The organism is Faecalibacterium prausnitzii, from assembly GCF_049532945.1.
GTDB classification, from domain to species: Bacteria; Bacillota; Clostridia; order Oscillospirales; family Ruminococcaceae; genus Faecalibacterium; species Faecalibacterium prausnitzii_N.
This window is the reverse complement of sequence record NZ_CP186691.1, coordinates 1010849-1028957: the sequence shown is the minus strand read 5'-3', so window position 1 is coordinate 1028957 and position 18109 is coordinate 1010849. Positions and strand designations below refer to the sequence as shown.

Genomic DNA, 18109 nt, shown 5'->3' with positions numbered 1-18109 from the left:
ATGAAAACATTTGAAGGTAAGCTGGTTTCTCAGAACATCAAGGTCGGTATCGTAGCTGCCCGCTTCAACGAATTTATCACGTCCAAACTTCTGAGCGGAGCAATGGATGGTCTGCTCCGGCACGATGTGCAGGACGCTGATATTCATGTTGCATGGGTTCCGGGTGCTTTTGAGATCCCACTGGTTGCCTCTAAAATGGCAAAAAGCGGAAAGTATGATGCTGTGATCTGCCTTGGTGCCGTGATTCGCGGTTCTACCAGCCATTACGACTATGTGTGCAATGAGGTTTCCAAAGGCATTGCCACGGTCTCGCTGGAAAGCGGGGTTCCCGTCCTCTTTGGTGTTCTGACCACCGAAAACATCGAACAGGCCATCGAGCGGGCAGGCACCAAAGCAGGTAATAAAGGCTATGACTGTGCAGTCAGTGCCATCGAGATGGTAAACCTGCTCCGGGAAATGGATACCGCCGCAGAGTAAAATACACGCAGGAGTTTGCCATGATCGTTATAAAGACCCGACAGCCTGACCCGGAATTGGAGCAGAAGATCCGGATGCTTCTGGAACGAGAGCACATCGAGGCAGAGCAAATATCCATTGATTCATGGGAGAAGTTGGTTCTTCCGGGGCTTACACTGGACGGAATGGCCCACGAAGTGTCGTGCAACGGCAGAAAAGTCTCCCTTACACGACTGGAGTTCGATTTGCTGCTGATGCTTGCCTCCCACGAAGGACAAATCTTCTCAAAAGAAGAGCTTTTCCGTGCTGTGTGGGGACAAAACTGTGACGACACCTTAAAGGTCGTGGCAAATACCGTTTCCAATCTGCGAAAGAAGCTGGCCGGCTGCGGCAGCTTTATCCGCACTACCCACGGCGGCTATGCTTTTGTAAGCCAAAAGGAGAACGACCCGGCATGACCAGGATCTTATTTATTTGTCTCGGAAATATCTGCCGAAGCCCGATGGCGGAGTATGTGATGAAAGACCTTACGTCCAAGGCAGGACTATCCGAGCAATTTGAAATCGCATCAGCCGCCACCAGTGCATGGGAAATCGGAAATCCGGTCTATCCTCCTGCACGGCAGAAGCTGGCAGAACATGGCATCGACTGCAACGGCAAGACCGCCCGGCAGATGACCCGGCTGGATTATGCACGGTATGATCATCTGATTGGCATGGACGAAAGTAATCTGTGCGACATCCTGCGGCTTGTCGGCGGAGACCCACAGCATAAAGTCTCGCTGCTGATGGCGCATACAGATCATCCCCGTGAAGTGGCAGACCCATGGTTCACGGGAGATTTTGAAGCCACATGGCAGGATATACTGGAAGGATGCACGGCATTGCTTGAGGAACTGCGCTAAATTGGCGTAAATTTGGGCGTATGCCAAATCAGGAGTGTTTGACACTTGCCAACGACAAATTGATTTAACCACAGGAGAAGTTGCCTGTCAGCATAAAATCTCTATACGAAACAAAAAGCGGCAGCTACGTTGTATTTTCACAACATAGCTGCCGCATTTTTGCGTTTGGGGTTCGGTGTACCTACTACACCAATCCGTCTATTCACTTGTTACACCACACCGCTTTGTAAGGCTCCTTTTCGGGAAAACGTCCCAAAATTGGTGTAGTTGTGGTGTAGTACCGCAGATGCCGCTTGAAATTCACTTAAAATTTTATCGTATCTGCGTTTTAATTTCGCATTTTACTGGTCAATGGGCTTCATCGTGGGGAACAGCAGCACATCGCGGATGGAGGCGCTGTCGGTGAGCAGCATCACCAGACGGTCCACGCCGAAGCCCAGACCGCCCGTGGGGGGCAGGCCGTACTCCAGTGCGTTCACGTAGTCGTAGTCCACCTGTGCCTTGCAGTCGGGCTCGATGGCCTTGCGCTCGGCCACCTGACGCTCAAAGCGGCCCTTCTGGTCGATGGGGTCGTTCAGCTCGCTGAAGGCGTTGCCGTACTCGGTGCAGTCGATGAAATACTCAAAGCGCTCGGTGAAGGCGGGGTCGTCCGGCTTGCGCTTTGCCAGCGGGCTGATCTCCACGGGGTAATCGTAGATGAAGGTGGGCTGGATGAGCTTGTCCTCCACGAAGGCATCAAAGAACTCGGCCAGAATGGAACCCTTGGTGGGCACCTCGGGCAGCTCCACGTGGTGCTCCTTGGCGGCGGCGATGGCATCTTCGTCGGACTTCCAGTCGTTGAAGTCTACGCCGGAATACTTCTTCACGGCTTCCACCATGGTCAGGCGCTCCCAGTGGCCCATGTCGATCTGCTTGCCCTGATAGGGGATGACCATGCTGCCGCAGATCTTCTGGGCAAGGCGCTTGTACAGCTCCTCCACCAGATCCATCATGCCGTGGAAGTCGGTGAAGGCCTGATACAGCTCGATGCTGGTGAACTCCGGGTTGTGCTTGGGGTCCATGCCCTCGTTGCGGAAGATGCGGCCAACCTCATACACGCGGTCCATGCCGCCCACGATCAGGCGCTTGAGGTACAGCTCGGTCTCAATGCGCAGCACCATGTCCATGTTCAGGCTGTTGTGATGGGTGTAGAAGGGGCGTGCGGATGCGCCGATCTCGAAGGGGGTCAGGATGGGGGTGTCCACCTCCAGGAAGCCCTTCTCGTCCAGATAGGCGCGGATCTCCTTCAGGATCTGGCTGCGCTTCACGAAGGTGTCCTTCACCTCGGGGTTTGCAATCAGGTCCACGTAGCGCTGACGGTAACGCATCTCGGTGTCGGTCAGGCCGTGGAACTTCTCGGGCAGGGGACGCAGGCTCTTGGCCAGCAGGGTCAGCTCGGTGGCGCGCACGCTCAGCTCGCCGGTCTTGGTGCGGAACACCTCGCCCTTCACGCCGATGATATCGCCCACGTCCAGCTTCTTGAAGGCGGCGTAAGGCTCTTCGCCCAGCTCATCGCGGCGGACGTACAGCTGAATGTCGCCCTTATCGTCCCGCAGGTGGGCAAAGCTTGCCTTGCCCATTACGCGCTTGGACATCATACGGCCAGCCAGCGCCACGGTCTTGCCGCTGTCGGTCTCGTTGGGCAGGTCGGCAAACTCGGCCTTCAGGTCGGCAGAGTAGGCATCCTGCGGGTACTTGGTCAGGGTGAAGGGGTCGTGGCCTGCAGCCTGCAGGTCGGCCAGCTTCTGGCGGCGCACCTGCACCTGCTCGCTCTCGGACAGGCCCTGCGCCGGGTTCTTCTTTTGTTCTTCCATGGTTTCTCCTATTCGTTTGGCCTGCTCAGCCTGCAGCGTGGGTAATGTTCAGCACGGTGTACTCCACGGTGTGGCCGGTGGGCAGCAGCACTTCGGCCTTGTCGCCCACAGCCTTGCCCAGCAGAGCGTGGCCCACGGGGCTTTCGTCGCTGATCTTGCCGTTCAGGGGGTCGGCTTCGGTACGGCCCACAATGTCGTACTCCTCGTTCTCGTCCTCGCCGGTCATGAGGATGGTGACGTGGGTGCCCACAGAGACATTGTCCACGCTCAGCTCGCTCTCATCAATGATGACGGCGTTCTTGATCATCTGCTCCAGTTCGGTGATGCGGTTCTCCACCAGACCCTGCGTATTCTTGGCCTCGTCGTACTCGCTGTTCTCGGAAAGGTCGCCGTGGCTGCGTGCTTCCTTGATCTCTTCGGCCAGCTCCTTGCGGCGCACCGTTTTGAGGTATTCCAGTTCCTCCTGCATTGCCTTCAGACCGGCAGCGGACATCTTGATCTCTTGTGCCATTTGAGAATCTCTCCTTGTCTATTTGTTTTGCACAGCCGCAAAGCCGCGCACGAGTGCTATTTTGACTGTTCTATTATAATGGCAAGCCGGGATATTGTCAACAAAAACGACGGTTCTGCAATGCAAAAAACTGCAAAAGGCCCCACCGGCAGAGGGAATTGCCGACGGGGCCTTGAAGATGTTGATGTTTACCCTCTCAGTCATCGCTGCGCGATGCCAGCTCTCCCGAAGGGCGAGCCATTGGCAGATCGGGCAGCGAATACGGACTGCTTGGGTTCAATTGGCGGTAAAATAGCGGGCGCTGTGCTCAATCATCCGCAGCTTCGTCCAGATTGCCCAGCTTCTTGGCCTGCTCCACAACGGCAGGCACCAGCATCTCGGGCAGAACCTCGTAGCGGGCAAACTCGGTGGTGAACCAGCCGCGGCCCTGCGTGGTCTGCCGGATGAAGGTGGTAAAGTTTGCAAGCTCTGCCAGCGGCACTTCAGCGATGATGGTCTGCAGGCCGTCCTCGTCCGGCTCCATGCCCAGCACGCGGCCGCGGCGCTTGGTCACATCGCCCATGATATCGCCGGTGTTGTCGTTTGGCACATGAGCCTTCAGGGTGTGGATGGGTTCCAGAATGACCGGGCCGGCCTCCGGCATAGCGGCCTTGTAAGCCAGCTTTGCGGCCATAATAAAGGCCATCTCGGAGCTGTCCACGGGGTGGTAGCTGCCGTCCAGCAGGGTGGCTTTCAGGCCCACCACGGGGTAGCCTGCAAGCACGCCCTTTTCGGCGGCAAGGCGCACGCCCTTTTCAACAGCCGGGAAGAAGTTCTTGGGCACGCTGCCGCCGAACACCTTCTCCTCAAACACCACCTGCTCGCTGTCGCAGGGCTCAAAATTGATGACGACATCGCCGAACTGGCCGTGACCGCCGGTCTGCTTCTTATGACGGCCCTGCTTCTGGCAGGCCTTGCGGATGGACTCGCGGTAGGCGATGCGGGGTGCTTCCAGCCCGATCTCCACGCCGAACTTGTTCTTGAGTTTGGCCTTCACCACGTCCAGATGCTGCTCGCCCAGACCGCCGATCACCTGCTGATGGGTCTCGGCGTTGTTCTCGTAGCTCAGGGTGGGGTCTTCTTCCATCAGGCGGGCCAGCGCGCTGCTGATCTTGCCCTCGTCGCCCTTCTTGGCCACAGTGACGGCCATGAACAGGCTGGGCTTGGGGAACACGGGGGCGGGCAGCTTGACCACGCGCTCAGCGTCGCACAGGGTGTCGCCGGTCTTGGCGCTCACCAGCTTTGCCACTGCGCCGATGTCACCGGCAATGATGCCGTCGGAGTCCACCTGCTTTTTGCCAATGACGGTGAGGGGCTTGGAGATCTTCTCCACATCGCCGGTGCGGGCGTTGGTGAGGGGTTCGCCTGCAGTCACCTTGCCGCTGACCACGCGCAGGTAGCTCAGCTTGCCCACGAACGGGTCGGCCACGGTCTTGAACACGTAGGCGGCGGTAGGCTCGTCCACGGTGCAGTGCAGTTCCACCGGCTCGCCGGCGGCATCCTCGGCCAGCGTGCTGGCTTCGTGCTCCGGACTGGGCAGCAGCTTGTGCATGTTGAACAGCAGCATATCCAGCGCCTGCTGGTTCACGGCGCTGCCGCAGAACACGGGGGTGATCAGGCCGTCCTTGACGCCCTTGCGCATGCCCTCCACGATCTCTTCGGTGGTGAAGGCTTCGCCGCCGAAGAACTTTTCCATCAGCTCATCGTCGGTCTCGGCAATGGCTTCGCTCATGGCCTCGATCAGGCCCTGAAAACGGTGGCCGATGTCCGGCAGGTCCACCTGGATCTGCTTGCCGCCCTCGTACTTGAAGGCCTTCTGGCTGAACAGGTTGATGTACACGGGGGTGCCGTCGTCCAGCTTGGCGGGCACCACGCAGGGGCAGACGGTGGAGCCGAACTTGATCTTCATATCCTCAAGGATCTTGAAGTAGTTGGCATTCTCCAGATCGCACTTGGAGACGAACACCATGGTAGCCTTGCCATTCTTGCGGGCCAGCTGGAACGCCTTCTCCGCACCCACAGTCACGCCGCTGCGGCCGGACACCACCACCAGCACGCTCTCGGCTGCGCGGATGCCCTCGTACTCACCGGCCTCGAAGTCGAACAGGCCCGGCGCATCGATCAGGTTGTACTTGATGCCCTCGTACTCCACGGGGACGACCGATGCAGACAGGCTGGCCTTGCGCTTTGCTTCCTCGGGGTCAAAGTCCGAAACAGTAGTGCCGTCCTCGACCCGGCCCATACGCTCGGCAGCGCCCGAAAAATAGACCAGCGCCTCGGTGAGCGTGGTCTTGCCGCTGCCGGCATGACCGGCAATCAGGATATTGCGGATGTTGTTGCTTGCGTATTTCATATCGGTTTTTCCCTCATTTCCGCCGCACGGAGCATTCTCTCCGCTTTTGTGGCATATTTTACAAAGATAATACCACACTTCAAGCGATTTTCAAATAGATTGCTTGAAAATTTTGTTCCTTGACCCGCCAAACTTGCCGCCCTGCTTTTGTGCATTTTGACCGTCCGGCTCAAAAATCGACTGGAAACCGCGTAGAACGTTCTCGTAAGTGGAGTGCTGCCCGCTCACAACCACCGTGCACATCGACCGGTACACAGCCGTTCGGCTGCGTATGTGTAAATCGCTGGAAAAGAAAAAAGCCGCTTACCCTTGCAGGTAAACGGCCTTGCATTTGGTGGAGAATTAGGGACTCGAACCCCAGACCCCCTGCGTGTGATGCAGGTGCTCTAACCAGCTGAGCTAATCCTCCGAATCGGAACAAGAAGATTATAGCACAGCCTTGGTGGATTTGCAAGCCCCAATTTTCGATTTCGGCAAACTTTTTTGCGCTGCTGCCCGGTTGCTCTTTTGCGGAAAATGGTGTATACTAAAATTGTGCCTGTTGGCGCAAAAGAGAGGTCTTATTGATGCTGTTGTCCATTCGCGGAATCGTTACCGTCCTGGTGCTGGCGGCGTTGTTTACCCTCGCGGTCATCTGGATCTCCAAGCATGACGGCTGGGAAGGCAAAGGCTGCGGCGGAAATTGCTCCGCCTGCCATGAGCGCTGTAACCATCCGGAAAAGAAGAATCAGTGAATGCAGGGCTCCCGGCGTTTCGCATGGGGAGCCTTTTTTCATCGTTTCATGACCAGCTGTCTGCCTCACAGGGCACCGAACCGGGCGGCATAGACTGCCACCGTGCTCAAAAGGTCGCTCTGCGCCTTCTGGTAGGTGCTGCGGCCGATGTGCAGCCGCTCGATGGTGTCATCCTCGGTACGGCGCTCCAGATAGCGCAGCCGCAGCAGATCGGCGCGGAGCGGGTCTTCCTGCTCGTAATATTCGATCGTCCGCTCGATGGCCAGCCGCCAGCCTGCGTTGGCCGGGCAGGCCGCCCACTGGCGGGTGCCGTAGCGCCGCAGGGCGAGCTTGGTCTTTTCCCGCTGTTCCTTTGTCATCCGCGCTCACCTCCGGCCGCCGCAGAAAAAGCAGAGGTCCCGCTGGGGCGGCGTCAGCTCCAGCAGCGAAGAGAGGATGTCCGCCTCGCTGACCTTGAAATCCGTTTTTCCGGTGAGCTTGTTCTTCAATGTGGAGGTGCTGATGCCAAGCACCTGTGCCACATGGTTCATCTTCAGCTTCCGGTCCCAAATGTAGTATTCGATCTGTGCGCCATCTGTCATGCGTACTCTCCTTTCTGTTTTCCACAGGACTCGCGCTTCACAATCTTTAGTTGTATTATATAGCGAAATTCACTCATTGTCAACTACTCTTTTCCATTTTTATAAGGAGATGCCCCCTATGAACCAACCATCCAACGAGGCCATGACCCTGAAGGTCATTGCCCATATCCATACTGCCTTTCCCACCAAGTTCGGCATCCCGCGCCAGAGCGGCCTTGTGGACGAGCTGCGCGGCGAGGTGATCTTTACGCCCGAATACCGCAATGCCGATGCCGTGCGCGGTCTGGAAGATTTCAGTCACATCTGGCTGGTGTGGCAGTTCTCCGGCGCGGTGCGGGACAGCTGGTCCCCCACTGTACGCCCGCCGCGTCTGGGCGGCAACACCCGCATGGGCGTGTTCGCCACCCGGTCGCCCTTCCGTCCCAATCCTCTGGGCCTTTCCAGCGTGAAGCTGGAAGCCATTGAGGTTCGGCCGGAGGTTGGCCCGGTGCTCATCGTGCGCGGTGCCGACCTGATGGATGGCACCCCCATTTACGACATCAAGCCTTACATCCCCTATGCCGACTGCCACCCGGATGCCGCCGAGGGCTTTACCGGCCAGACGCAGTTCCACCATCTCGACGTTGCCTGCCCGGAGACGCTCTGGGCCAGGGTCCCCGCAGACCAGCGGGACGGCCTGCGGGGCGTGCTCGAAAACGACCCGCGCCCCTCCTACCAGCACGACCCGCAGCGGGTGTACGGCATGGAGTTTGCCGGGCTGGAAGTCCACTTCCAGGTGGACGGCAGCACACTGACCGTCACCGGCATCGACCGCCGCTGAGCCAAAGGAGACGCCATGGAACTGCGAACCGTCAACACCTTCCTGCACATCGCCGAGCTGCACAGCTTTTCCCGCACTGCGCGGCAGCTTGGCTATTCCCAGTCGGCGGTGTCCTCCCAGATCGCACAGCTGGAAGCAGAGCTGGGCGCACCGCTGTTCGACCGCGTGGGCAAGACCGTGCGGCTCACCGATGCGGGCCAGACCTTTTTGGGCTATGCACGCACCCTGCTGGCCACGGCCCAGCAGGCCAGAGCCGCGCTCCAGCCAGCACAGCAGGTCCGCGGCACCCTGCGGGTCGCACTGGCAAACTCGCTGTGCAGTGCATTCCTGCCCGGTCTGCTCAAACGCTACCACGCCCTGTGCCCGCAGGTGGAGCTGGTGCTGTGCACCGCCACTGCCGACGGGATGCTGCAGATGCTGGGCACAAATCAGATCGATCTGGCCTATACGCTGGATGAGCCGCTGGTCCAGCCCAGCCTTGTGCTGGCGCTGGATGTGCCGGAAGCCATCTGCTTCGTGGCCCCCGCCGGGCACCCGCTGGCCGCGCAGAAGCGCGTGTCTCTGGAAGAGCTGCCCCGGCAAGAATTTCTGCTCACTGAGCGCGGCATGAGCTACCGCGACGCGCTGGACCAGACCTTTGCCGCCCACCAGCTGGCCGTCAAACCCTATCTCGAACTGGGCAGCGCTGCGCTGCTGTGCCAGATGGTGGAGCAGGGCATGGGTCTTTCCTTCCTGCCGGAGTACATCGTCCGGGACGCCCTCGCCGCCGGGACACTGGCCCGTCTGCTTGTGCCGGACTGCACCGTGACCATGCGGCGGCAGCTCTTCTACCACCGTGACAAATGGCTGACCCCTCAGATGAAAGCCTTTATCGAGCTGGCACAGGAAAAGAACCGATAACAAAGACCCCCGGCCCTGCAATTTCATGCAAGGCCGGGGTCTTTTCTGCGGATGCGTCAGCGGTTCTCCCGCGCGGAAAGCCGGGGAAATCGTTTTTCCTTTTCGTCGTCCTTCTCCTCGGCGTCCACAGGCTCTGCGGGCGTGAGGCGCACCTCGGTCACGCGGCGCTTGGCCGTGCGGGTAACGACACCGTCGTACTCGCCCAGCGTGAACCGGTCGCCCACCTTGGGCAGATGGCAGGTTTTTTCCTGCACCAGACCGTTCACCGTATTGGAATCGATGTCTTCATCTTCGGGCAGCTCCAGCGTCTCGAACAGGTCATCCACGCTGGCGGAACCGGCCACCAGCCAGCTGCCGTCCGACTGCCTGCGGAAGTCCTCGGTCGCTTCGTCGTGCTCATCCCAGATCTCGCCTACCAGCTCTTCCAGAATATCTTCCAGCGTGATGATGCCCTCGGTGCCGCCGTACTCGTCCACCACCACCGCCATGTGATGGTGCTGCTCGCGCAGGGTGCGCAGCAGCTGGGAGATCTGGGTGGAGCCAGTGGTATAAAGGGTGGGGGCCACCAGATCGTCGATCTTGGTCTCCTTTTTCAGGCGGGCAATGTAGAAATCCTTTTCATGTACCACACCGATGATGTTGTCAATGGTGCCGTGGTAGACGGGCAGACGGGAATATCCCGATTCCGCAAAGGTCTGCGCCAGTTCCTCCAGCGGGATATCATCCGCCACCGCCACCACATCCACGCGGGGCGTGAGGATCTCCTCCACCTCCACATCGTCGAACTCAATGGCGCTGCGGATGAGCTGGCTTTCCCGGTCGGTCAGCTCGCCGTCGTTCTCGGCCTCGCTGACCATGGTCATCAGCTCACCCTCAGTGATGGTGTCGCTCTCGCTGCTGTGAACAAAATGGTTCAGCAACCGTTTCCACTGGCTGAACAGCCAGGTCAGCGGGGTAAACACCACCATCAGCAGGCTGAGCACCGGCGCAACTGCGGTGGCAACCGTCTCCGGCATCTCCTTTGCAAGGCTCTTGGGGGTCACCTCGCCAAAGATCAGAACCACAATGGTCAGCACGAAGGTGGACACCGTCGCGCCCCGCTCTGCACCCAGCATCTGGGTGAAAATGATAGTACCGATCGAGGCTGCGGCAATGTTGACGATATTGTTGCCCACCAGAATGGTGGACAGGAGCTTATCGTATTTTTCTGCCATTGCCAGCACACGGGCGGCCGTGCGGTCGCCATCGTCGGCGCGGCTTTTCAGGCGGATCTGGTTCAGGGAAGAAAATGCGGTCTCAGAGGCGGAGAAAAAGGCGGAAAATGCCACCAGAATGATCAGCGCCGCCAAAAGCGTAATACTGCCATCGTCCATAAAAAGGGAAATCACACTCCTATGTTGTCGTGAACCTCTCAGGCATTGCTTCGCAATGCCTGAGAGGTTCTGAATATTAAAAAATGCTTTTCACCGTTGCTCTCGACGATGAAAAGCACTTTGTTCAACGCTTATCATATCATATTCTGCACCCCCGCGCAAGTGTTACTGCTCACACGAAGGTACAGAACTGGTAAAATCAACGTGATTTATCGCAGGATCAGGGCGCTGCCGTCGTAATCCACCGTCAAAGTGGTACCCTCAGCGTAGTCGCCCCGGATGATGGCCTTGGCGATCAGGGTCTCCACGCGGCTCTGGATGAACCGCTTGATGGGACGTGCGCCATAGACGCTGTCGTAAGCAGAATCGATGATGAAGTCCTTGGCAGCGGTGGTGACCTCCAGCTTGAGGTGCTTGCCCTCGTCCATGCGCTTGCGCAGATCCTGCAGCTGCAGATCCACGATCCTGCGCATCTCGTCCTTGGTCAGGCTCTTGTAGTAGACGATCTCATCCAGACGGTTCAGGAACTCCGGACGGAACTTCGACTTGAGCAGCGCGTCGATCTGCTGGCGGGCCTCCGGGCTCAACTCGTTGGAACCGCTGGCGCGGGCACGCTCCAAATCGTTCAGGATGATGTCGCTGCCCAGATTGGAGGTGAGGATGATGACCGTGTTCTTGAAGTCCACGGTGCGGCCCTGACTGTCGGTGATGCGGCCATCGTCCAGCACCTGCAGCAGGATGTTGAACACATCGGGGTGGGCTTTTTCCACCTCATCGAACAGCACCACGCTGTAGGGCTTGCGGCGCACAGCCTCGGTCAGCTGGCCGCCCTCTTCGTAACCGACGTATCCCGGAGGCGCGCCGATCAGACGGCTGACGCTGAACTTCTCCATATACTCGGTCATATCGATTCGCACCATGTTGCGCTCGTCGTCAAACAAGGCCTGTGCCAGTGCCTTGGCCAGCTCAGTCTTGCCCACGCCGGTGGGGCCGAGGAACAGGAAGCTGCCGATGGGGCGGTTGGGGTTGGCGATACCGGCGCGGCTGCGCAGGATGGCCTCGCTCACCTTGGTCACAGCCTCGTCCTGACCGATGACCCGCTGGTGCAGCACATCGTCCAGATGCAGCAGCTTCTCGCGCTCACCCTCCACCAGTTTCTCCACCGGGATGCCGGTCCAGCGGGCCACGATGCGGGCGATCTCCTCATCGGTCACGCGGTCACGCAGCAGGCTGTCCTCCTTCTTGGCGGCGGCGATCTTCTCTTCCTCTTCCAGCTGTTTCTGCAGCTGAGGCAGCTTGCCATATTTCAGCTCAGCGGCCTTGTTCAGGTCGTACTCGCGCTGAGCCTTTTCAATGTCGGCATTGGTCTGCTCGATCTGCTCACGCAGGGATTGCACCTTGCCGATGGCGTTCTTCTCGTTCTCCCACTTTGCCTTCATGCTGCGGAACTTGTCCTGCAGCTCGGCCAGCTCCTTTTCCAGATCCTTCAGGCGGCTCTGGCTCAGGGCATCGGTCTCCTTTTTCAGGCTCACCTGCTCGATCTGCAGCTGGGTGATGCGGTGGGCCAGATCGTCCATCTCGCTGGGCATGCTGTCCATCTCGGTCTTGATCATGGCGCAGGCTTCATCCACAAGGTCGATGGCCTTATCCGGCAGGAAACGATCGGTGATATAGCGGTCGGAAAGGGTGGCAGCGGCGATCAGGGCGCTGTCGTTGATCTTCACGCCGTGGAACACCTCGTAGCGTTCCTTCAGGCCGCGCAGGATGGAGATCGTGTCCTCCACGGTGGGCTCATCCACCTGTACCGGCTGGAAGCGGCGCTCCAGAGCGGGGTCTTTCTCGATATACTGGCGGTACTCGTCCAGCGTGGTGGCACCGATGCAGTGCAACTCGCCCCGGGCCAGCATGGGCTTGAGCAGGTTGCCTGCGTCCATGGCACCATCGGTCTTGCCGGCACCCACGATGGTGTGCAGCTCATCGATGAAGAGGATGATCTTGCCCTCGCTCTTCTTCACCTCGTTCAGCACGCTCTTCAGGCGCTCCTCGAACTCGCCGCGGTACTTTGCACCGGCCACCAGAGCACCCATGTCCAGACTGAACACGATGCGGTCCTTCAGGTTTTCGGGCACATCGCCGCGCACGATCCGCTGTGCAAGACCCTCTGCAATGGCGGTCTTGCCAACGCCGGGCTCACCGATCAGGCAGGGGTTGTTCTTGGTCTTACGGGACAGGATGCGGATCACGTTGCGGATCTCCTGATCACGGCCGATGACGGGGTCCAGCTTCTGCTTGCGGGCAAGGTCTACCAGATCCTGACCATACTTCTGCAGGGCGTTGTAGGTCTCCTCGGGATTGTCGTTGGTGACGCGCTGGTTGCCGCGCACTGCCGTCAGCTGCTGTAAGAAGGCATCCTTCCGGATGTTGAACGCGCGGAACAGGTCTGCGGTGTTCTGGGTCTGCTCGTCCAGCAGACCAAGGAACACATGCTCCACGCTGATATAGTCGTCCTTCATGGCCTTGGCTTCTCGGGCGGCGGCGCTGAGCACCTTATCGGCAGCCTGCGAGATATAGACCTTGTCGGGGTCACGGCCGGAGCCGGAGACCCGGGGCAGAGCCGAAAGCTTTTCGGCCACGGCGGCAGCAAAGCTGCCGGGGTCAACATTCAGCTTCTGCAGCAGCTGCGGGATCAGGCCCTGCTCCTGCGAAGCGAGGGCGTGCAGCAGATGTTCAGGTTCCAATTGATTGTGCTGGTACTCCACAGCCAGCTGCTGCGCTGCCTGCAGAGCCTCCAGCGTTTTCTGCGTATATTGATTGGTATTCATAGAATCGACCTCCATTCGTACCGGATGTTGATTTAGCAGTCGTTCATTCGATATGCTATTTTGTTTTTAGCACTCTATCTGTTCGACTGCTAAAATTATATTCCAAACCCCCTATGATGTCAAGAGCGCAGGCCCCTGCTCCACGGAAATTCACAAAAAGTTTGCAAATATAGCAGTTTGCGTTTTTAATGCACAAGCAACATCCGCAAACTGCATATCGCAAAGATGCCGTGTTGATGGGCACTCTTTTTGAAAATTGCGATAAAAAAGTGCCCTGCCAAAAAAGCAGGGCACCGTTTCCATATTCGATCGAATGTCAGCGATCAGAGCTTTTTGCCCGTCAGCATCTCATAGGCTTCGAGGTATTTCTCGATGGTCTTGTCGATCACGTCCTGCGGCAGGTCGTAGTTGCTGTCGGGGTTGGCCTTGAGCCAGTCGCGCACGAACTGCTTATCGAAGGAAGGCTGGCTGTGGCCCGGCTCGTAGCCTTCCAGCGGCCAGAAGCGGGAGGAATCCGGGGTGAGCATCTCGTCGCCCAGCACCACGTTGCCGTTCTCATCCAGACCAAACTCAAACTTGGTGTCGGCAATGATGATGCCGCGGGAGAGCGCATACTCAGCACACTTCTTATACAGGGCAATGGTGTAGTCGCGCAGCTTGGTGGCGTACTCCTCGCCGTGACCGGGGAACTGCTTTTCCAGCACCTCGATGCTCTTTTCGTAGGAGATATTCTCGTCGTGGTCGCCGATCTCGGCCTTGGTGGAGGGAGTGTAGATAGGCTCGGGCAGCTTGTCGGACTCCTTCAGGCCCTCGGGCAGCTGAATGCCGCACACCTTGCCGGTCTTCTGGTAGCTGGCCCAGCCGCTGCCGGTAATGTAGCCGCGCACGATGCACTCGATGGGCAGCATGGTCAGCTTACGGCACATCATGCTGTTGCCGTCGAACTGGGGCTGCTGGAAGAACTCCGGCATATCCTTCACGTCCACGCTCAGCATGTGGTTGGGCAGCAGATCGCGGGTGTAATCGAACCAGAACTTGCTCATCTGGGTCAGAACGGTGCCCTTTTTGGTGACCTTGTTTTTCAGGATGACATCAAACGCGGAAATGCGGTCGGTAGCAACCATGATGAGGCTGTCACCGTTATCATAGATCTCACGAACCTTGCCTTCTTTGATAGGCTGGAACTCCTTCATCGCAAAACACTCCATTTTCCTTATTTCGATCTTCTACTGTTTCCTTTGTACAACCTCTCAGTCAATGCTACGCATTGCCAGCTCCCCTTGTAGGGGAGCCCTTGGCAGTCCTTGCAGAGTTTCTGGTTTCGCCAGAGTCTCCCCTACCAGGGGAGATGTCGCGTAAGCGACAGAGAGGTTGTACAGAGGAGCCATTCCCCTGTGCGGACAGGCCGAACGGCTTTTTCTTACGTATTCAGTCTATCATATTTTCTGTCCGTTGGGAAGAAACAGAATGGAAGGAAAATCTCCCGGTTTTTCAGATTTTCTCGTGAAAACTGCAAAAAATCACGCTCGATTTTCGTCAAAATGACGGAAATAGTCATACTTTCGTCCTTGAATGCCCGCCCGGAACATGATAAAATGAAGGCAGCAGAATTTTTGTTCAGGAGGTATTTTTTCATGGGCAGATTTCCGAAAAACTTTTTATGGGGCGGTGCCACCGCCGCCAACCAGTGCGAGGGTGCCTACAACGAAGGCGGGCGCGGGCTGGCCAATGTGGATGTCGTTCCCTTTGGCGAGGACCGCTTCCCGGTGATGTTCGGCAAGCTGAAGATGCTGGCATGCGATGACCAGCACTACTACCCCTCGCACGAAGCCATCGACATGTACCACCACTTCAAGGAGGACATCGCCCTCTTTGCCGAGATGGGTTTCAAGTGCTTCCGGCTGTCCATCGCATGGACCCGCATCCTGCCGAACGGTGACGATGCCCAGCCCAATGAAGAGGGGCTGGCTTTCTACGATGCGCTGTTCGATGAGTGCCACAAATACGGCATTGAACCGCTTGTGACCATCTGCCACTTCGATACCCCCATTGCCCTCATAAAAAAGTATGGCGGCTGGAAAGACCGCCGCATGGTGGATGCCTATGTGCACTACTGTGAAGTGCTGTTTGACCGCTACAAGGGGAAGGTGAAATACTGGCTCACCTTCAACGAGATCAACATGCTGCTGCACATGCCCTTCATGGGGGCGGGGCTGCTGTTTGAGCCCGGCGAGAACGTCGAACAGGTCAAGTATCAGGCGGCACATCATGAGCTGGTGGCCAGCGCAAAGGCGGTCAAGCTGGCCCATGAAAAGATGCCCGGTGCCATGGTGGGCTGTATGCTGGCGGCAGGCCAGTATTACCCGCGCACCTGTGCCCCGGCGGATGTGCAGGCCGCTGCCGAAGCGGACCGCGACAACTACTTCTTTACCGATGTGCAGGCCCGGGGAGCCTACCCGGTGTGGGCAAAAAAGCGGATGGAGAAGGCCGGCATCCAGCTGCGCACCGAGCCGGACGATGACCAGACCCTGCGCGAGGGCACCGTGGATTTTGTCTCCTTCAGCTACTATTCCAGCCGCTGCATCACGGTGGACCCGGAGCTGTTGGAGCAGGCCGACGGCAATGCCCTCGGCGCGGCGACCAGAAACCCGTACCTCAAGGCCAGCGAGTGGGGCTGGGCCATCGACCCGGTGGGCCTGCGCGTGACCCTGAACACCATCTACGACCGGTACGAAAAGCCCATGTTCATTGTGGAGAACGGCCTTGGCGCGGTGGATACCGTGGAAGCGGACGGCTCCATCCACGACAGCTACCGCATCGATTATCTGCGCGCCCACATCGAGCAGATGGAAAAGGCCGTCAACGAGGACGGCCTGCCGCTGATGGGCTACACCACATGGGGCCCTATCGACCTTGTGAGCGCATCCACCGGTGAGATGAAAAAGCGCTACGGCTTTATCTATGTGGATAAGGACAACGACGGCAACGGCACACTGGCCCGCAGCCGCAAGGACAGCTTCTACTGGTACAAAAAGGTCATTGCGACCGATGGTGAAGACCTTGCCTGAGATCATTGCACACCGCGGGTCCACCTATCTTGCCCCCGAAAACACCCTGTCCGCCTTCCGCAACGCCATCGACCTCGGTGCCGACGGCGTTGAGATGGACGTCCAGCAGACCCGCGACCATGGCCTCATCATCCACCACGACTACCTCATCGACATCGGCACCGAGCTCTCCGCCAAGATCTACGACCTGACCGTCGGTGAGCTGCGCTCCATCGACCTGACCAAATGGAACGGCGTCAGCCTCACCACCGAGAGACTGGCCACTCTGGACGAAGCGCTGGCCTGCTGCAAAGAAATGGAGGGCTGCACCGTCCAGCTGGAACTGAAGGCCCCCATCCTCCCCGACCCGGACTTCGTGCCCCATGTCGTGGACTGCATCCGTGCTTCCGGCATCGCAGACCGGCTGCTCCTCGTCTCGTTCCGTCACGACCTGCTTCAGCAGGCCAAGGCGCTGATGCCGGAACTGCGCATCGGCGTCCTGACCCTGGGCGACCTGCTCAGCATGATGCTCCCGCCGCCGGTGGTCTGGCAGGACCTGGGCCTTGTCAACAGCATGGACGAGCCGCTGGACGAGGAGAACTGCCCCGCCCTGAAAAAACAGGTGGGCATGGTCTCCAGTGTTATTTCGGACAAGCTGACCCTCATCGCGGCTCTTTACCCGCAGATGTCGGTCCGGCAGATCCTCGCCACCCTGTCCGCGCAGGCAGACCCCGCCGCCTATGTCCGGACGCTGGGTTTCCCGGTGGAGCTGGTCAGCTGCGAGTACCACACCGCCTTCGCCAACCCGGAGGTGGTCAACCAGCTCCACGACGCCGGCTGCAAGGCCGCGTTCTGGACCGTCAACACCGAGGATGTCGTCCGCTCTCTGGTGCCTCTCGGCCCGGACTGCTTTGTCACCGACCGCCCCGACGTCATCCGCGAATGGATCGAAAAAGCACAGACTGAAACGTAACAGAACCCCTCTCCGCTCCTGCCTTGCCATGCAGCTCCCCCTTTGGAAGCGCTGGCGCACGGCGAGACGGAGAGGGGTTTATTTTTTTATAAACGCTCTTGACATTCCGGGATGCAAGGGTTAGAATGGTATCGTATCAAACAGTTTTATTCAAAACAATCATCCATCCAACAATTCAAAGGACGAACCATCATGTGTGACGAAATCAACTCCAGCTGCCCGCCGGTAACGCCCCCCTGGGAGCCGCCGCAGGTCATCCCGGCGCAGATCCGCCGGGTGGACAACCTGATCTTCCGCAAGATCAACCAGTTTCACCGCGAAAATGAGGTCGAGGACGTGACCCCGATGCACGAGTGGATCCTGAGCTACCTGTTCTGGCACAGGGACGAACCCGTCTACCAGCGGGACATTGAGCGGGAGTTCTCTATCACCCGCTCCACCGTGACCAATATTTTGCAGCTCATGGAGCGCAAAGGCTACATCGAGCGTCAGAGCGTACCGCAGGATGCCCGGCTCAAGCAGCTGGTGCTCACCGAAAAGGGAGCCTGCATCCACGAAAAGACCATGCAGTCCCTGCACCAGACCGACGAATTTGTGGAGAGCCTGCTCACCCCGGAGGAGAACGCCGAGCTGCTCCGCCTGCTGAACAAGCTGCGCAAGGGCCTGCAGTGACCCCGCGAATCGTACGATTTTTGAGAGTTTCATAACTTTTTCAGGAACTTTGCAAAAACGCATTGACAATT

Annotated in this window: 17 protein-coding genes and 1 tRNA gene; 9 read left to right on the top strand and 9 right to left on the bottom strand. The window is 58.5% G+C overall.

Annotation, left to right across the window (positions count from 1 at the left end):
• The 3 genes from ribE to ACNQFG_RS05165 are packed head-to-tail and all read left to right on the top strand — an operon-like array spanning position 1 to position 1360.
• A complete protein-coding gene (ribE, locus tag ACNQFG_RS05175; protein WP_097781396.1) occupies positions 1-477 on the top strand; it encodes a 6,7-dimethyl-8-ribityllumazine synthase in 477 nt (158 codons plus the stop codon).
• Between the two features lie 20 nt (positions 478-497).
• Positions 498-914 (top strand): winged helix-turn-helix domain-containing protein, encoded by a 417-nt coding sequence (locus tag ACNQFG_RS05170; RefSeq protein ID WP_097781395.1) that lies wholly within the window; start codon positions 498-500, stop codon positions 912-914.
• Positions 911-1360: a low molecular weight protein-tyrosine-phosphatase gene (locus ACNQFG_RS05165; RefSeq protein WP_015565338.1), complete on the top strand. Its 450-nt coding sequence runs from the start codon at positions 911-913 to the stop codon at positions 1358-1360. Before ACNQFG_RS05170 ends, ACNQFG_RS05165 begins: the two co-directional genes overlap by 4 nt.
• 341 nt (positions 1361-1701) lie before the next feature.
• On the opposite strand, the gene lysS is transcribed toward ACNQFG_RS05165, so the two are convergent.
• From lysS to ACNQFG_RS05145, 4 genes are all read right to left on the bottom strand, one after another.
• The gene (gene lysS, locus ACNQFG_RS05160) at positions 1702-3213 is read right to left on the bottom strand and encodes a lysine--tRNA ligase (RefSeq protein ID WP_417338133.1); all 1512 of its coding nucleotides are present in this window, start codon (positions 3211-3213) and stop codon (positions 1702-1704) included.
• A gap of 25 nt (positions 3214-3238) precedes the next feature.
• Complete coding sequence (greA, locus tag ACNQFG_RS05155) at positions 3239-3724, bottom strand: transcription elongation factor GreA (RefSeq protein WP_005945007.1); 486 nt, start codon at positions 3722-3724, stop codon at positions 3239-3241.
• Positions 3725-4031: 307 nt separating this feature from the next.
• Complete coding sequence (locus tag ACNQFG_RS05150) at positions 4032-6116, bottom strand: elongation factor G (protein WP_423406235.1); 2085 nt, start codon at positions 6114-6116, stop codon at positions 4032-4034.
• Between the two features lie 332 nt (positions 6117-6448).
• Positions 6449-6525: transfer RNA gene (locus tag ACNQFG_RS05145), tRNA-Val, on the bottom strand.
• Between the two features lie 157 nt (positions 6526-6682).
• On the opposite strand from ACNQFG_RS05145, the gene ACNQFG_RS05140 reads away from it, so the two are divergent.
• A complete protein-coding gene (locus ACNQFG_RS05140; RefSeq protein WP_097793070.1) occupies positions 6683-6850 on the top strand; it encodes a FeoB-associated Cys-rich membrane protein in 168 nt (55 codons plus the stop codon).
• Positions 6851-6915: 65 nt separating this feature from the next.
• Here the strand turns inward: ACNQFG_RS05140 and ACNQFG_RS05135 are convergent, their stop codons facing one another.
• Together ACNQFG_RS05135 and ACNQFG_RS05130 are read right to left on the bottom strand one after the other, a co-directional pair.
• A complete protein-coding gene (locus ACNQFG_RS05135; RefSeq protein WP_423406234.1) occupies positions 6916-7209 on the bottom strand; it encodes a SqdX protein in 294 nt (97 codons plus the stop codon).
• 6 nt (positions 7210-7215) lie between these two features.
• Entirely contained in the window at positions 7216-7431 is a 216-nt protein-coding gene (locus tag ACNQFG_RS05130; RefSeq protein ID WP_207686131.1) for a helix-turn-helix domain-containing protein, read from the bottom strand.
• A gap of 118 nt (positions 7432-7549) precedes the next feature.
• Between ACNQFG_RS05130 and tsaA the strand changes: the two genes are divergently transcribed.
• Together tsaA and ACNQFG_RS05120 are read left to right on the top strand one after the other, a co-directional pair.
• A complete protein-coding gene (gene tsaA, locus ACNQFG_RS05125; RefSeq protein WP_423406233.1) occupies positions 7550-8251 on the top strand; it encodes a tRNA (N6-threonylcarbamoyladenosine(37)-N6)-methyltransferase TrmO in 702 nt (233 codons plus the stop codon).
• 15 nt (positions 8252-8266) lie between these two features.
• On the top strand, positions 8267-9151 hold the full coding sequence (locus ACNQFG_RS05120) for a LysR family transcriptional regulator (protein ID WP_423406232.1): 885 nt from the start codon (positions 8267-8269) through the stop codon (positions 9149-9151).
• A gap of 56 nt (positions 9152-9207) precedes the next feature.
• Here ACNQFG_RS05120 and ACNQFG_RS05115 read toward each other — a convergent pair whose 3' ends face one another.
• The 3 genes from ACNQFG_RS05115 to ACNQFG_RS05105 all read right to left on the bottom strand — a co-directional run bounded on the left by ACNQFG_RS05115 (position 9208) and on the right by ACNQFG_RS05105 (position 14539).
• The gene (locus tag ACNQFG_RS05115) at positions 9208-10524 is read right to left on the bottom strand and encodes an HlyC/CorC family transporter (RefSeq protein WP_423406231.1); all 1317 of its coding nucleotides are present in this window, start codon (positions 10522-10524) and stop codon (positions 9208-9210) included.
• Positions 10525-10733: 209 nt separating this feature from the next.
• A complete protein-coding gene (clpB, locus tag ACNQFG_RS05110) occupies positions 10734-13346 on the bottom strand; it encodes an ATP-dependent chaperone ClpB (protein ID WP_423406230.1) in 2613 nt (870 codons plus the stop codon).
• A 323-nt stretch (positions 13347-13669) separates the two neighbouring features.
• The gene (locus tag ACNQFG_RS05105; protein WP_423406229.1) at positions 13670-14539 is read right to left on the bottom strand and encodes a phosphoribosylaminoimidazolesuccinocarboxamide synthase; all 870 of its coding nucleotides are present in this window, start codon (positions 14537-14539) and stop codon (positions 13670-13672) included.
• A 441-nt stretch (positions 14540-14980) separates the two neighbouring features.
• On the opposite strand from ACNQFG_RS05105, the gene ACNQFG_RS05100 reads away from it, so the two are divergent.
• The 3 genes from ACNQFG_RS05100 (at position 14981) to ACNQFG_RS05090 (ending at position 18038) form a co-directional block, all read left to right on the top strand.
• Entirely contained in the window at positions 14981-16414 is a 1434-nt protein-coding gene (locus tag ACNQFG_RS05100) for a 6-phospho-beta-glucosidase (RefSeq protein WP_423406228.1), read from the top strand.
• Positions 16398-17366, top strand: a complete 969-nt coding sequence (locus ACNQFG_RS05095) for a glycerophosphodiester phosphodiesterase (protein ID WP_423406547.1) — start codon at positions 16398-16400, stop codon at positions 17364-17366. Before ACNQFG_RS05100 ends, ACNQFG_RS05095 begins: the two co-directional genes overlap by 17 nt.
• 192 nt (positions 17367-17558) lie before the next feature.
• Positions 17559-18038, top strand: a complete 480-nt coding sequence (locus tag ACNQFG_RS05090) for a MarR family winged helix-turn-helix transcriptional regulator (protein WP_423406227.1) — start codon at positions 17559-17561, stop codon at positions 18036-18038.
• Positions 18039-18109 lie beyond the last annotated feature (71 nt).